The sequence below is a fragment of the Tabrizicola sp. genome (genome assembly GCF_034366665.1).
Taxonomy (GTDB): Bacteria; Pseudomonadota; Alphaproteobacteria; order Rhodobacterales; family Rhodobacteraceae; genus Tabrizicola.
The window spans coordinates 1-14,665 of record NZ_JAXMMF010000140.1; the positions used below are offsets into that span (position 1 = coordinate 1).

The following is a 14,665-nucleotide window of genomic DNA, read 5'->3' on the forward strand; positions in this document are numbered from 1 at the left end:
CAGAAAGGGCGCGATGATCAGCAGGATCAGCCCCGGCACCATCTGCCGCTTCATCGGAAGCATCGCCACAACGGCGGCCAGCACGATCCAGAGGCAACCGAAGAACAGGGGTGTGACGACACCCCAGATCATACCGTGAAACCCTGACCTGCGCGCCGGGTCATGCTGCCTTGCCCATCAGCTTTGCGGGCAGCGCATTGGCCCAGGCGCTGATCGTGCCCGCGCCCAGACAGACCACCATGTCGCCGGGCCGCGCCTGTTCCTTCACCAGCCGGGCAAGCTCGCCCTCGTCCTGCAAGGCGCGGGCGTGGCGGTGACCGTGGGCAATGAGGCCCGCGACCAGATCGTCGCGGCTGACGCCCGGGATCGGGTCCTCGCCAGCGGAATAGACGTCAGCGATAGCGACCACGTCGGCCTCGTTGAAGCAGGTGCAGAACTCCTCGAACAGGCTGGACAGGCGCGTATAGCGGTGCGGCTGGTGGACAGCGATGATCCGGCCTTTCGTCGCCTGCCGCGCCGCCTTCAGAACCGCCGCGATTTCGACCGGGTGGTGGCCGTAATCGTCGATGATCGTGACGCCGTTCACCTCGGCCACCTTTGTGAAGCGGCGGTTGACCCCGGCAAACCCCGCCAGAGCTTCGCGGATCTCGTCGCGCTTCATCCCCAGATGTCGCGCCACCGCGACCGCCGACAAGGCGTTCGACACGTTGTGGTCCCCCGGCATCGGCAAGGTGCAGCCCTCGATCACCTGGCCCTCGGACTGCAAGGCGATGTCAAAATGCGCGACGCCATTTTCGTAGGTCAGGTTCTGCGCGCGCACGTCGGCCTGGGCGTTGAAGCCGAAGGTGATGACACGCCGATCCGTCACCCGGCCGACCAGCGCCTGCACCTCGGGATGATCGGTGCAGCAGACTGCCAGCCCATAGAACGGGATGTTCGACACGAAATCCAGGAACCCCTTCCGCAGCGCGTCGAAGGTGTGCCAATGCTCCATATGTTCGGGGTCGATGTTGGTCACGATGGCGATGGTCGCCGGCAGGCGGTTGAAGGACCCGTCGCTTTCGTCCGCCTCCACGACCATCCACTCCCCCGCCCCGGCCCGCGCGTTCGAGCCGTAGGCGTGGATCACGCCCCCGTTGATGACCGTGGGATCGAACCCGCCCTTGTCCAGCAGCGTCGCCACCATCGTCGTCGTCGTCGTCTTCCCGTGCGTTCCGGCGATGGCGATGTTCGACTTCAGCCGCATCAGTTCCGCCAGCATCTCGGCCCGGCGCACCACCGGCAGCTTGCGCCGCCGCGCCTCTTCCAGCTCCGGGTTGCCCTTCTTGATCGCGCTGGAGATCACGACGACCGACACTCCATCGCCGATGTTCTCGGCCCGCTGCCCCTCGAAGAACCGCGCACCCAGGGTGACCAGCCGGTCGGTGATTTTCGAAGCCTTCGCGTCCGACCCCTGAACCGCATAGCCCAGCGTCATCAGGACCTCGGCGATGCCTGACATCCCGATCCCGCCGATGCCGATGAAATGGATCGGCCCCAGTTCCAGCGGAAGCTTCGTTGCTGCGTTCATTGCGTCTCTCCGCCCAAGTCTTCGACCAACGCCACCAGGCGCGCCGTCGCATCCGGCTTGCCTTCGCCCAGCGCCGCGCGCGCCATGCCTTCGGCCTTGTGGGGGTCTTCCAGGATCGCGGCGATGTGGCCCGCAAGCGCGCTCGCGTCAAGCGCCTTCTCCTGGATCACCACGGCGGCCCCCGCGTCACGCAGCCCCTTGGCGTTTGCGGTCTGATGGTCGCCCGTCGCTGCCGCAAAGGGGATCAGGATCGCCGGTCGCCCGATCACGCTGATATCCGCCACGGACGAGGCCCCCGACCGGCTGATCACCAGCTGAGCCTCCGAGAGCCTGCGCGGAATGTCCGCGAAGAACGGAGCGATTTCCGCTCTCACGCCCGCCGCCTCATAGGCCGCCGCAGCGCGCGCGCCGTCTTCGTCCCGCGCCTGATGCGCGACGCGCAGGTTGGCCCGCAGGGCTTCGGAAAGCAGCGCAGTCGCCGCCGGGACAACGTCGGACAGGATGCGCGCGCCCTGAGAGCCGCCAATCACCACCACACTCATCGGATAATCGCCGGGCGCGATATAGGGCGAAGAGGCCCGATCCAGAACCGCAGCCCGCACCGGGTTGCCCGTGGCCTCGCCCGTCACGCCCGCAGGCAGGGCCGTGGGCCAGGTCCCGCAGGCCACCTTGTCGACCCGGCGCGCAAAGACCTGGTTGACCCGGCCCAGCACCCCGTTCTGCTCATGGATCATGCGCGGCCGCCGGAGCACCCAGGCGGACGTCAGCGCGGGTATCGACGGATAGCCGCCAAACCCCACCACGACCGCAGGCTTGTCGCGCATCTGCGACACCAGCGCGCCCACGACACCCCCCAGGATACGGAACGGCACCATCAGCTTCGCCGCCACCCCGCCCCGCGCAAAGGTCGCCGACGCCACCTTCTCGACCGTCACCTCTGCCGGAAACCCGCCCGCATAGCGCGCGCCGCGGTCGTCGGTGGACAGCTTCACCCGCCAGCCCCGCGCCAGCATCGCCTCGGCCAGCGCCTGGGCCGGGAACATGTGCCCGCCCGTGCCGCCAGCCGCGATCAATAGCAGCTTTCCGCTCATCGTCCGGAACCTCCGGCACCGACAAGCGCCCCCCTCTCCCCCCGGGGGAGAGGGTTGGGGTGAGGGGGAAGCAGGCCAGGACCCATCACCGCCCCCGCCGGAAGACGTCGCTCATCTGCCCGCGTGGCCGCTCTCGCGTCAGCGCCAGAAGCATCCCGAGGGTAATCCCGGCCGCAATGACCGACGATCCGCCATAGCTCACGAAGGGCAACGTCATCCCCTTGGCGGGCAGCAAGCGCACAGCGACCCCCATGTTGATCATCGCCTGCACCCCGAAGATGCAGGCCAGACCCGCGCCTGCGAGCCGCGCAAAGGGGTCACGCTCTGGCAGCAGCCGCCACAGGGACCGGACCACGATCAGCCCGTAGACCGCCAGGATCAACAGAACCAGCAGCAGCCCGTATTCCTCGGCCGCCACAGCGATGATGAAGTCGGTATGCGCGTCGGGCAGCGACCATTTCACCTGACCCTCGCCCACGCCCACGCCGAAAAACCCGCCCTCCTGGATCGCGTTCGCCGCATATCCAAGCTGGGTCCGAGGGTCGACGTCCGGCGACAGGAACCCGTCGATCCGGCGCGCGAAGTGTTCGGAGACCTCATAGAACACCAGCCCCCCCGCCGCGACCAGCCCGCCCACGACCCCGATCAGCAGCATCGGAGCGCCGCCGACAAAATAGACCACACCCCAGGCAAAAAGGATCAGCGCCGACTGCCCGAAGTCCGGCTGCATCGCCAGGAAGGCGACCACCACCAGCGTCAGCGCAAAGGAAATCGACTTGCCCGGCGGCCCGTTCAGATCCTGACTGGCGGCGATCAGCCAGGCCACGACAATCACGAAGCCGGGCTTCAGGAACTCGGACGGCTGCACGCTCGCGAACCCGAACGAGAACCAGCGCACCGCGCCCTTGCCGAAGTCGGTCCCGAAGATCGGCAGCAGCATCAGCGCCAGCATCGACACCGCAAAGCCCAGCACCCCAAGCCTGCGCACCATGTCCGGCGGCATCATGGAAATCCCGATCATCACGACCAGCGCGATGCCGCCAAAGAAGGCCTGCCGTTGCACATAATAGAACGGCTCCAGCCCGTTGCGCGAGGCAAGCGGCACCGAGGCGGCCAGGCCCAGCAAAAGCCCGATCCCGAACAGGACGAAGACGCAGGTCAGCGTCCACTTGTCGATCGTGCGCCACCACCGTGGGATGACCGGCTCCGACACCCGAACGGGATTGGAGCCATAGACCATTTCAGTCATGGAAAACCGCCTGTCACGCCTGCTCTGCCTTTGGAAGCCCGGGTGTATCCCCCAGGTCTTCAAGCGGCAGAGTAGCGCCAAACGAATCGCAAGGCCAGCGCGAATAGGGTTCGGAGAATCGGAAATTGCGGCCTGGCCCGGCACTCAGCCGTTGCGGATCACATGGTCCGCCGCAACCGACCCATCCCGCACCCAGCGCCCATTCGGCAGGTCGTTTTCCTCAAGCTTCTCAATGATTTCCGCTTCGGACAGCCCCAGCCGCTCCCACCGCCCGCGCAACCGGGCGCGCAAGACATGTTCGGGAACCTCGACCATCACCGTCACATCGAACATCGGGCGCAGCCGGTCCCAAGGCGCCTGGTTCAGCAGCAGCCAGTTCCCTTCGACCACGATCACCGGCACATCCCTGGGGATCAGCCGCGCCCCTGCCCGCGCGATCTCGATCTTGCGGTCAAAGACCGGCACCGCGACCTCGGCCTCGTCCCGCGCCCGCAGCCGCTTCAGGGTATGGTGAAGCCCGCCCACATCGAAGGTCATCGGCGCGCCCTTCCTTGGCCGCAGCCCGGCAGGCACCAGATACAAGTCGTCGAAATGATACCCGTCCATCGGCAACACCGCCGCCGTCCCCGGCCGCCGCCCGTTCAGCTTGCCCACCAGCTTTTCCGCCAGCGTCGACTTTCCCGACCCCGGAGCCCCCGCAATCGCCGCAATGACCCGCCCGCCGGATGCGCGAGCCTCCAGAAGGTCGGCCAGATGCGCAAGCTCGATGGTATCTCCCGGCATCTCGCCCTCCCCAGCCTTTCCTGCATCGAAAATCGCGGCATGCGTGGACACCCTGCCTCAGAACGGCACGTCGTCCACCTGGTCCGCCGGGATCACCCAGCGTGCGACGACCTTTTTCGACCCGGCCTGGTCGAACTCGATGTCCAGTTTGTCGCCCTCGATCCCCATGATTTCGCCGTAGCCGAACTTCTGGTGGAAGACCCGGTCGCCGATCACGTAGGGGGACACTGCCTCCATGTCGATCACCACATGCCGCGCCTCTTGTGGTTGGCGCATGGGGCGGACGTTCGAGTGTTCCTGCATCCGCCGCCAGCCGGGGGAATTGTAGACGTCGGCCTTGGAGACCCGTTCCTCCAGCGCCGAGCCGAACCCCACCTGCGCCGCGGCCCCGAAGCCGCCGCCATAAAGACCGGGGGCGGTCAGCACCTCGACATGCTCGACCGGCAGCTCGTCGATGAAGCGGCTGGGCAGCTGCGACTGCCACTGCCCATAGACCCGCCGATTGCTGGCAAAGCTGATCGTGCAGACCTCCTCGGCCCGGGTGATCCCGACATAGGCCAGCCGCCGCTCCTCCTCCAGCCCCTTCAGCCCAGACTCGTCCATGCTACGCTGGCTGGGGAAGAGGCCGTCCTCCCACCCCGGCAGGAAGACCACCGGGAACTCCAGCCCCTTGGCGGCGTGAAGGGTCATGATCGTGACCTTCTCCTCCGCCCCCTCGGTCTCGTTGTCCATGATGAGGGAGACGTGTTCCAGGAACCCCTGCAGGTTGTCGAACTGCTCCAGCGCCTTGATCAGTTCCTTCAGGTTGTCCAAGCGCCCCGGAGCCTCCGGCGTCTTGTCGTTCTGCCACATCTCGGTGTAGCCCGACTCGTCCAGGATCGTCTCGGCCAAGCGGATATGGTCGTATTCCGGGTGCAGGGTCCCCAGGTGCCAGCGGTCCACCCCCTCAACGAAGGCCCGCAACTGCGCGGCCCCCTTCCCCGGGATCACCCCCTTCGCCAAAGCCTCCCGCGCGCCGTCAAGGAGGGACACCCCCGCCCCCCGGGCCAGCACGTTGATCTTCGACTGCGCCGTGTCGCCAAGGCCGCGCTTGGGCAGGTTCACCACCCGTTCAAACGCGAGGTCGTCGTCCGGGGACACCGCCAGCCGGAAATAGGCCATCGCATCGCGGATTTCCTGGCGTTCGTAGAAGCGGGGGCCGCCGATCACCCGGTAAGGCAGGCCGATGGTCAGGAACCGGTCCTCGAACGCCCGCATCTGGTGGGACGCCCGCACAAGGATCGCCTGGTGGTTCAGGTCCACCGGGTCCATGCCCCGCGTCCCGCGCTGGATCGCCTCGATCTCTTCGCCGATCCAGCGCGCCTCTTCCTCGCCGTCCCAGTGGCCGATGAGGCGGACCTTTTCGCCCGCCTCGCCAGCCGTCCAAAGCGTCTTGCCCAGACGCCCGGCGTTCTTGGCGATGACCCCGGAAGCGGCGGCAAGAATATGAGCGGTCGAGCGGTAGTTCTGCTCCAGCCGGATCACCTGCGCGCCCGGAAAATCCTTTTCGAAGCGCAGGATGTTGCCGACCTCGGCCCCGCGCCAGCCGTAGATCGACTGGTCGTCGTCGCCCACGCAGCAGATGTTCTTGTGGGCCTGCGCCAGAAGCCGCAGCCAGAGATACTGGCAGACGTTGGTATCCTGATATTCGTCCACCAGGATATACCGGAACCAGCGCTGGTACTGCTGCAACACGTCCGGGTGGGTCTGGAAGATCGTCACGCAATGCAGAAGCAGGTCGCCGAAATCGGTGGCGTTCAGGGTCTTCAGGCGGTCCTGATAGGCCGCGTAAAGCTCGGTTCCCCGGTTGTTGTAGGCCCCGGCTTCCGAGGATGGCACCTTCTCGGGCGTCCAGGCGCGGTTCTTCCAGCCGTCGATCAGGCTGGCCAACAGCCGCGCAGGCCAGCGTTTTTCGTCGATGTTGGCGGCTAGGATCAGTTGCTTCAGAAGGCGAATCTGGTCGTCTGTGTCCAGGATCGTGAAGTTCGGCTTCAGCCCCACCAGTTCGGCATGCCGCCGCAGGATCTTCACCGACAGAGCGTGGAAAGTGCCCATCCACCGGACTGGCGGAATGTTGAACGGTGTCCGTTCGAGCCTATGCTTCATCTCCCGAGCGGCCTTGTTGGTGAAGGTCACTGCAAGAATCTCGTCGGGCCGGGCCTTGCCTTGGGTGACTAGGTGAGCCACTCGCGCCATCAGTGCCTTGGTCTTTCCGGTCCCCGCCCCCGCCAGCATCAGGACCGGCCCGTCAAGTGCCAGGACGGCAGCGCGTTGCGCCGGATTCAGGTCGTCAAGATAGGGCGTGCCGCGCGCCGCCATCGCGCGCTGCGACAGCGGAACGGGCGCGGCTGCGGCCTCGAAGGCCTGATCTTCGTCCCAGGAGTTCATCGCCGCAGTATATCCTGTTCCGCGCGGGGGGAAAGTCCCGCGTTCTAGGAATGTTCAGGGTCCGCCGCAGCGATATGTTTGCGCTAACGGGCCAATGCGGCACCCTGTCGCATTTCTGTTGGAAAACGACGTCAAAGTCTCTTGCGCTGCAGTGCAGCGCCCCTAATGTGCACGGGTCTAGCCGCCTGGGGGAGTGCCGCCGATGCCCGAGTTCAAGAAGATCCTTGTCGCCAACCGGGGCGAGATCGCGATCCGCGTCATGCGGGCGGCCAACGAGATGGGCAAGAAGACCGTCGCGGTCTATGCCGAGGAGGACAAGCTGAGCCTCCACCGCTTCAAGGCGGACGAGGCATACCGGATCGGTGAGGGGATGACGCCTGTGGGCGCGTACCTGTCGATCCCCGAGATCATCCGGGTCGCCCGCATGGCGGGGGCGGATGCGATCCATCCGGGATATGGCCTTCTGTCAGAGAACCCCGATTTCGTCGATGCCTGCGATCAGGCCGGGATCACTTTCATCGGCCCGCGCGCCGAAACCATGCGCGCCTTGGGCGACAAGGCCTCGGCCCGCCGCGTGGCGATGGAGGCCGGTGTCCCGGTCATCCCCGCGACCGAGGTCCTGGGCGAGGATATGGCCCTCATCAAGAAGCAGGCCGCCGAAGTGGGCTATCCCCTGATGCTGAAAGCTTCGTGGGGTGGTGGCGGTCGCGGGATGCGGCCGATCCTGAACGAGGAGGAGCTGGAGGGCAAAGTCCGCGAGGGCCGGCGCGAGGCGGAATCCGCCTTCGGCAACGGCGAGGGCTATCTGGAAAAGATGATCCTCCGCGCCCGCCACGTCGAGGTGCAGATCCTGGGCGACAAGCAGGGCAACTGCTGGCACCTGTGGGAGCGCGACTGCACCGTCCAGCGCCGGAACCAGAAGGTCGTCGAACGCGCGCCCGCGCCGTATCTGACGCAAGCGCAGCGCGAAGACGTGTGCGAGATGGCCAAGCGCATCTGCGCCTTCGTCAACTACGAATGCGCGGGAACGGTCGAGTTCCTGATGGATATGGACACCGAGAAGTTCTACTTCATCGAGGTCAATCCCCGCGTCCAGGTCGAGCATACCGTCACCGAAGAGGTCACTGGGATCGACATCGTCCAGGCCCAGATCCTCATCGAGGAAGGCAAATCGCTGGCCGAGGCGACAGGGGTCGCGTCGCAGGCCGAGGTCAAGCTGAACGGCCACGCGCTGCAATGCCGGGTGACGACGGAAGACCCGCTGAACAACTTCATCCCGGACTATGGCCGCCTGACCGCCTATCGGTCCGCCACCGGCAACGGCATCCGCCTCGACGGTGGCACGGCCTATGCGGGGTCGGTGATCACGCGCTACTACGACTCGCTTCTGGTGAAGGTCACGGCCCACGCCCAGACGCCGGAAAAGGCCATCGCCCGCATGGACCGGGCGCTCCGCGAATTCCGCATCCGGGGGGTCGCCACGAACATCGAGTTCGTCATCAACCTTCTGAAGCACAAGACCTTCCTGAACGACACATACACGACGAAATTCATCGACACGACGCCCGAGCTGTTCGCCTTCAAGAAACGCCGCGACCGGGCGACGAAGATCCTGCTCTACATCGCCGACATCACCGTGAACGGCCACCCCGAGACGGCGGGCCGCCCGAAGCCCCCGGCCGAGGCGAAGGCGCCGAAGCCGCCCGCGCCGAAGGGTCAGCCCTCGATGGGCACGCGCAATCTTCTGGAACAGAAGGGCCCGCAGGCGGTCGCCGACTGGATGAAGGAACAGAAGAAGGTCCTGCTGACCGACACGACGATGCGCGACGGGCACCAGTCCTTGCTGGCCACCCGGATGCGGTCGATCGACATGATCAAGGTCGCCCCGGCCTATGCCGCGAACCTGCCGCAGCTTTTCAGCGTCGAATGCTGGGGGGGCGCGACCTTCGACGTCGCCTACCGTTTCCTGCAGGAATGTCCCTGGCAGCGCCTGCGCGACCTGCGCGCCCGGATGCCGAACCTGATGACGCAGATGCTGCTGCGCGCCTCGAACGGCGTGGGCTACACGAACTATCCCGACAACGTGGTGCAGTCCTTCGTCAAGCAGGCCGCCAAGACCGGCGTCGACGTCTTCCGCGTGTTCGACAGCCTCAACTGGGTCGAGAACATGCGCGTCGCGATGGACGCGGTGATCGAGGCGAACAAGGTCTGCGAAGGCACGATCTGCTATACCGGCGACTTACTGGACCCGGCCCGGTCGAAGTACGACCTGAAGTATTACCTCGACCGCGCCAAGGAGTTGAAATCGGCCGGGGCGCATGTGCTGGGGCTGAAGGACATGGCGGGTCTGTTGAAACCCGCTTCGGCCAAGATCCTGATCAAGACGCTGAAGCAGGAAATCGGGCTGCCGATCCATTTCCACACCCATGATACCTCGGGGGCGGCGGCGGCGACGGTGCTGGCGGCCTGCGATGCGGGCGTTGATGCGGTGGACGCGGCGATGGATGCGTTCAGCGGCGGGACCTCGCAGCCCTGCCTGGGGTCGATCGTGGAGGCCCTGCGCAACACCGACCGCGACACCGGCCTCGACATTGCGGCGGTCCGGCAGATTTCCGACTACTGGGAAGGGGTCCGCAAGCAGTACGCGGCGTTCGAATCCGGCATCCCGGCCCCCGCCTCGGAGGTCTACCTGCACGAAATGCCTGGGGGTCAGTTCACCAACCTCAAGGCCCAGGCGCGGTCCCTGGGGCTGGAAGAACGCTGGCACGAGGTCGCGCAGGCCTATGCCGATGCCAACCAGATGTTCGGCGACATCGTGAAGGTCACGCCGTCCTCCAAGGTCGTGGGCGACATGGCGCTGATGATGGTGGCACAGGGCCTGACCCGCGCGCAGGTCGAGGACCCGGACATCGACGTGGCCTTCCCCGACAGCGTGGCGGACATGCTGAAGGGCAACCTCGGGCAACCGCATGGCGGCTGGCCGCAGGGTATCCTGAAGAAGGTCCTGAAGGGCGAAGCGCCGCTGACCGACCGTCCCGGCAAGACGCTGCCGCCCGTGGACCTGGAGGCGGTCCGCAAGAAGGTCTCCGAGGAGATGAACGGGATCACCGTCGATGACGAGGATCTGAACGGCTACCTCATGTATCCCAAGGTCTTCCTCGACTACATGGGTCGCCACAAGACCTATGGCCCGGTCCGTACCCTGCCGACGCCGGTGTTCTTCTACGGCATGCAGCCGGGGGACGAAGTGTCACTTGAGATCGACCCCGGCAAGACGCTTGAAATCCGGCTGCAGGCGGTGGGCGAAACGACCGAGGATGGAGAGGTCAAGGTCTTCTTCGAACTGAACGGCCAACCTCGGGTCATCCGGGTGCCGAACCGGGCGATCAAGGCGAAGACCGCCGCGCGGCCCAAGGCGCAGGACGGAAATCCAGCCCATGTCGGAGCACCGATGCCGGGGGCCGTGGCCTCCATCGCGGTGACGCTGGGGCAAAAGGTGCGCGCGGGCGACCTTCTGCTGAACATCGAGGCGATGAAGATGGAGACGGGCCTGCACTGCGACCGCGAGGCCACGGTGAAGGCGATCCATGTGCATCCGGGCAGCCAGATCGAGGCCAAGGACCTGCTGATCGAGCTGGAGTGAAAGCGTAGCGTGGGCGATATCGCCCACCCTACCCCTGCGCATCAGAAGCGGTCGAAGAAGCCGTTGACTTCTTTTTCGGCCTCTTCCTTGGTGCGGCCGTAGCGCTCCTGGATCATCCCGGCGAGTTTGTCCTTGTGGCCCTCGGCCTGGTCAAGCTCGTCGTCGGTAAGCTTGCCCCACATGATCTTTGCTTCGCCCTTCATCTGCTTCCACTTGCCGGCGATCTGGTCGTTGTTCATCACGGGTCTCCTATAACCGGGCGGCGCGGCGGCGCGGCCTTCATGGTGAGATGACGCCGTAGCCCCCAATCCGGTTCCACGCTGCGGTTCCAGGGTCCGGGGCCCATTGGCGGGATGCCGCCAAAGCAAAGGGCCGCCCCGAAGGACGGCCCGATATCGCCAAGGCGATGTCGATCAGGCAGCGACGAAGGTGCCCGCGTCGACGGCAGCTTGCAGCTCTTCCGCCGACAGTTCGCCCGAGGCGTCGGTGTCGGCGGCCTTGAAGGTCTCTTCGGTGACGGCGGTGTAGACGGCCTGCACTTCGACCAGCGAGAAGGTGCCGTTCGCATCGGTGTCGGTCACGACCGGAGCCGCAGCCTCGGTGGCAGCAGCGTCAGCAGCCGGGGCTTCGCCTTCGGCGAAAGCGGCGGTGGCGGACAGGGCCGAAGCGGCCAGGACGAATGCGATCTTGTTCATGGTAACTCTCCAGTTTGCGGCAGCGCAGAAAGCGCCGCCGCGCAAGAAGGCGACTGTGCCTTCGTGGCGCAAGTTATTCATTTGACTTGGGAATCCAAGCCGATTCCCGGCGTGGTTGCGCAAACTTCACACCGATTTTACTGCGGTGCAACATGGGTTGACGCTGCACTTGCATTGCGGCTTTCTGCGCTGTTTTCATGCCAGCGGGTCAGAGGTGCCGCACGGAATTTGCAGAAATTTTCGCGCGCCCGTCACTTTCCCTCTTGCGGCTTTCGGCGGGTCTTTATACATCCCCGCTTGTCCAGACGGCGCGGGCGTAGCTCAGGGGTAGAGCATAACCTTGCCAAGGTTAGGGTCGTGAGTTCGAATCTCATCGCCCGCTCCATCCGGACCAGACGAGGGGCCCCTTGCGGGCCCCTTTGTCGTTTTCGGGCGTGCGCTGCCTATTCGGGATAGGTCAGCGACTCTTCCTGCTCCATGTAGCGGCACTTGTTCAGAACCACGCCAAGGACCTGGGTCCGCTTGGCCAGGTCCTTGCCGCACTTGTCGATCTCGGACACCGTGCTTTCGTCCGCGCCTGCAACCATCAGCGCGCAGTCCACCTGGTCCAGGAACGAGATCGCATCGTCGCTGACAAGGACCGGAGAGAGGTCGAAGAGCACCACATCAGGGCGCAGCTGCGCTTCAATCTCGTCGATCATGTCGGCGGTGCGGGCGGCAGACAGCAGTTCCGCCGGGTTCTCTTTGGGCAAGGCGCTGAGCGCGAAGGCAAGGTTCGGACCAGAGCGGCGAATCTGGCTGTAGTCGATCTTCCCTTCGGCCAGCATCCCGGCAAAGTTCTGCTCGGACCCCCCACCCAGCATCCGGATCAGCGATGGATGGCGCAGGTCCAGTTCGACCACCAGCACCCGCGTATCGGCAAGCCGCGACAGGCTGAAGGCAAGGTTCGCGGTCACCGTGGACTTGCCGCAACCCGGCGTGGGCGAGGTGATCGCCACGCGGGTCCAGCCGTTCGTGCGCAAGGTCCGCAAGAGGTTGGTCCGCATCACGTCGAAGCTTGAGGCATTCGGCCCGGGGTGCATCGCGACGATCCGGTTGCGCTCCAGATGGCCGGGGTTGAGCTTCAGCTCGGCCAGACCGGGCCAGGGACCGGTCTCGGTCGACTTCTTCCCGGTCCCCGGGTTCGTGCCCTGCAGCTTGCGGTCGCGCGCGGAACGCGCCTTGGCGAGGGCGGATTGTATCCGTTCCATGTCAGCTTACTCGGTAAGAGAGGCAGGAGCCTCGGCGGCAGCGTCGGGCGCAAAGCCCAGGAGGGTTCCAAGCGGAGCAACATAAAGGTGCACCGCCAGAAGTATCATCGGGATGTTGATCAAGAGCGCCAAGAGGACGGCCACGCGGTTCAGCGTCATGCCCGTCCGCTCGGGCGGGCCGGGAAGGTAGCCGACCGTGCCGAAGGGCGCGACGCCCAGCGCCTTGATCACTTCGGTCGGGCGCCGGACGGTCTGGTTCAGGATCTCCAGCAGCACCAGAAGCGCGGCCGACAGGATCACCCCGGCCCCAAGCGCCGCAATGGTGATGCGCTGGCGGTTCGGCTCGGCCCGGAACGGCGGCGGCACGGCCTTTTCGATCACGCTGATCCGCTGGCCGCGGTCGGTGACCTCGATCCGGTCGCCCATCCGCGCTTCGGACAGGCTGGTGACCGCCTCTTCATACTGGACCCGCAGGGTTTCGTAGTTGTTCTGCAGTTCGGCAAGCCGGATCGAGTTTCCAGGCGTCGCCTCGATTGAGGCTTCAAGCTTGACCAGGTCCTCTTCCAGCAGCTTCTTCTGTTCGGCCAGGAAGGTGATCTGGCCGTCGATGTCCAGCATCTGCACTTCGAACGCCGACAGCTGGCCCCCGCCGGATGCCCCAAGCTGCGCCTTCACCCGTTCCTCCAGCGCCGCGACTTCCGTCTGCAAGGCCCTGAGGCGCGGGTTGGACGGCGCAAGAACCACCAGCGCCGAGGCAAGCTCCTGACGGGCCTGCTCCAGCCGCTCCTGCTCGGGCGAACGGTCGGTTTCCGAGGTCACAAGTCGGCCGGTGCGGTCGTAAAGCTCGGTCAGACGGTCGCGGCGGTCGCGCAAGGAGGCAAGCTCGCGGTTGACCTGCAAGAGCCGCTCTTGCTGGCTGGCCTGCCGGGTGCGTCGGTATTCCAGGCTTTCGGGCAACGCGTCGCGATTGGCCTGCTCGAACTCCAGGATTTTGGCGTTCTGCTGGGACAATTCGTCGGTCAGGCGGCGCACTTCCTGGTCGAAGAAGTCCAGCGTGCTGCCCGAGGCACGGGTCCGCAGCTCGGTGTTCCACTGCAGGATCTGTTCGGCGATGTCATTGGTGACAACGGCCGAAAGTTCCGGGTCGCCCGCCGCGAACGAGACATGGACGACGCCAGTGTTGCCCTGCGTCGTCGGCATGTACATCGAGATGCGACTGCCGATCTGGTCCAGCTTCACGTTCTGGGCCATCTCCGGCGCATTGGCAAAAAGGCTGTGGCGGTCGGCCAGAGTCAGAAGGTTCTCGCGCGTCAGGATGCGCTGCTGGATCGACAGCAGGATCTCGTCCGCCGTCGAGCGCACGGTCGAGGCCGCAAGTTCATCGGGGATTTGCGCATTCTCGATCAGAAGGCGCGATTCGGCACGGAAAACCGGCGGCAACGAGATGGCGTAAAGGACACCCGCCATCGTCGCCGTGATCGTGATGGCAAGGATGATCGGCAGCCGCCGCAGCATCAGGGACAGGTAGAAGCGCAGGTCAAGCGTCATTCAGGTCTCACTCGTATATCTTGCGGCGTTCGCGGAAAAGAAGACGCCGTCGTCCAGAACCTGCTGGACAGTTGTCGGAGTTACCGTGCGCTTGCCCCGGGTGAAGGCATAGACCAGCGCAAGGTCGCACAACTGGTTCACCAGGCGCGGCACGCCCCGGGTGACCTGGTGGATAAGGTCGATCGCGGGGCCGGTGAAGATTCGCTTCTGCGCCCCGGCAACCTGAAGCCGGTGCGGGATGTAGCCGCGAACCGTCTTCAGGTCCATCGCGGTCAGATGATAGCTTGCCGCAACACGCTGCGCGAACTGCCGCATGTTGGGCTGCGAGACCAGGTCGCGCAGTTCGGGCTGGCCGATCAGCACCAGTTGCAGCACCTCGTCCTTGCCCGAGTTGATGTTGATGAACATC

At 65.4% G+C, this 14,665-nt stretch carries 11 protein-coding genes and 1 tRNA gene; 2 read left to right on the forward strand and 10 right to left on the reverse strand.

Features of this window, described 5'->3' with window-relative positions; genetic code table 11:
* Nucleotides 1-160: 160 nt before the first annotated feature.
* From murC to U1E69_RS20005, 5 genes are all read right to left on the reverse strand, one after another.
* A complete protein-coding gene (gene murC, locus U1E69_RS19985; protein WP_322246172.1) occupies nucleotides 161-1,570 on the reverse strand; it encodes a UDP-N-acetylmuramate--L-alanine ligase in 1,410 nt (469 codons plus the stop codon).
* Nucleotides 1,567-2,661 (reverse strand): UDP-N-acetylglucosamine--N-acetylmuramyl-(pentapeptide) pyrophosphoryl-undecaprenol N-acetylglucosamine transferase, encoded by a 1,095-nt coding sequence (locus tag U1E69_RS19990; RefSeq protein ID WP_322246173.1) that lies wholly within the window; start codon nucleotides 2,659-2,661, stop codon nucleotides 1,567-1,569. The genes murC and U1E69_RS19990 overlap by 4 nt, the downstream gene beginning before the upstream one ends.
* 85 nt (nucleotides 2,662-2,746) lie before the next feature.
* Complete coding sequence (gene ftsW, locus U1E69_RS19995) at nucleotides 2,747-3,910, reverse strand: putative lipid II flippase FtsW (RefSeq protein WP_322246174.1); 1,164 nt, start codon at nucleotides 3,908-3,910, stop codon at nucleotides 2,747-2,749.
* Between the two features lie 144 nt (nucleotides 3,911-4,054).
* Nucleotides 4,055-4,693 (reverse strand): nucleoside/nucleotide kinase family protein, encoded by a 639-nt coding sequence (locus U1E69_RS20000; RefSeq protein WP_322246175.1) that lies wholly within the window; start codon nucleotides 4,691-4,693, stop codon nucleotides 4,055-4,057.
* A 57-nt stretch (nucleotides 4,694-4,750) separates the two neighbouring features.
* Nucleotides 4,751-7,120 carry an ATP-dependent helicase gene (locus U1E69_RS20005; protein ID WP_322246176.1) on the reverse strand — a complete coding sequence of 790 codons (2,370 nt, stop codon included), beginning with the start codon at nucleotides 7,118-7,120 and terminating at the stop codon, nucleotides 4,751-4,753.
* Between the two features lie 202 nt (nucleotides 7,121-7,322).
* On the opposite strand from U1E69_RS20005, the gene U1E69_RS20010 reads away from it, so the two are divergent.
* Nucleotides 7,323-10,763, forward strand: a complete 3,441-nt coding sequence (locus U1E69_RS20010) for a pyruvate carboxylase (protein WP_322246177.1) — start codon at nucleotides 7,323-7,325, stop codon at nucleotides 10,761-10,763.
* 41 nt (nucleotides 10,764-10,804) lie between these two features.
* On the opposite strand, the gene U1E69_RS20015 is transcribed toward U1E69_RS20010, so the two are convergent.
* On the reverse strand, nucleotides 10,805-11,002 hold the full coding sequence (locus U1E69_RS20015; RefSeq protein WP_322246178.1) for a CsbD family protein: 198 nt from the start codon (nucleotides 11,000-11,002) through the stop codon (nucleotides 10,805-10,807).
* 174 nt (nucleotides 11,003-11,176) lie between these two features.
* Nucleotides 11,177-11,458 (reverse strand): EF-hand domain-containing protein, encoded by a 282-nt coding sequence (locus tag U1E69_RS20020; RefSeq protein ID WP_322246179.1) that lies wholly within the window; start codon nucleotides 11,456-11,458, stop codon nucleotides 11,177-11,179.
* Between the two features lie 310 nt (nucleotides 11,459-11,768).
* Here U1E69_RS20020 and U1E69_RS20025 point away from each other — a divergent pair.
* Nucleotides 11,769-11,843: transfer RNA gene (locus U1E69_RS20025), tRNA-Gly, on the forward strand.
* Nucleotides 11,844-11,901: 58 nt separating this feature from the next.
* Here U1E69_RS20025 and U1E69_RS20030 read toward each other — a convergent pair.
* From U1E69_RS20030 to U1E69_RS20040, 3 genes are read right to left on the reverse strand one after another with little or no spacing between them, the layout of a single operon-like run.
* Nucleotides 11,902-12,708, reverse strand: coding sequence for a CpsD/CapB family tyrosine-protein kinase (locus tag U1E69_RS20030; RefSeq protein ID WP_322246180.1), 807 nt, complete (start codon nucleotides 12,706-12,708; stop codon nucleotides 11,902-11,904).
* 6 nt (nucleotides 12,709-12,714) lie between these two features.
* Complete coding sequence (locus U1E69_RS20035) at nucleotides 12,715-14,256, reverse strand: lipopolysaccharide biosynthesis protein (protein ID WP_322246181.1); 1,542 nt, start codon at nucleotides 14,254-14,256, stop codon at nucleotides 12,715-12,717.
* Nucleotides 14,257-14,664, reverse strand: a complete 408-nt coding sequence (locus U1E69_RS20040; RefSeq protein WP_322246182.1) for a hypothetical protein — start codon at nucleotides 14,662-14,664, stop codon at nucleotides 14,257-14,259. It abuts the gene before it with no gap.
* Between the last annotated feature and the right edge of the window lies 1 nt (nucleotide 14,665).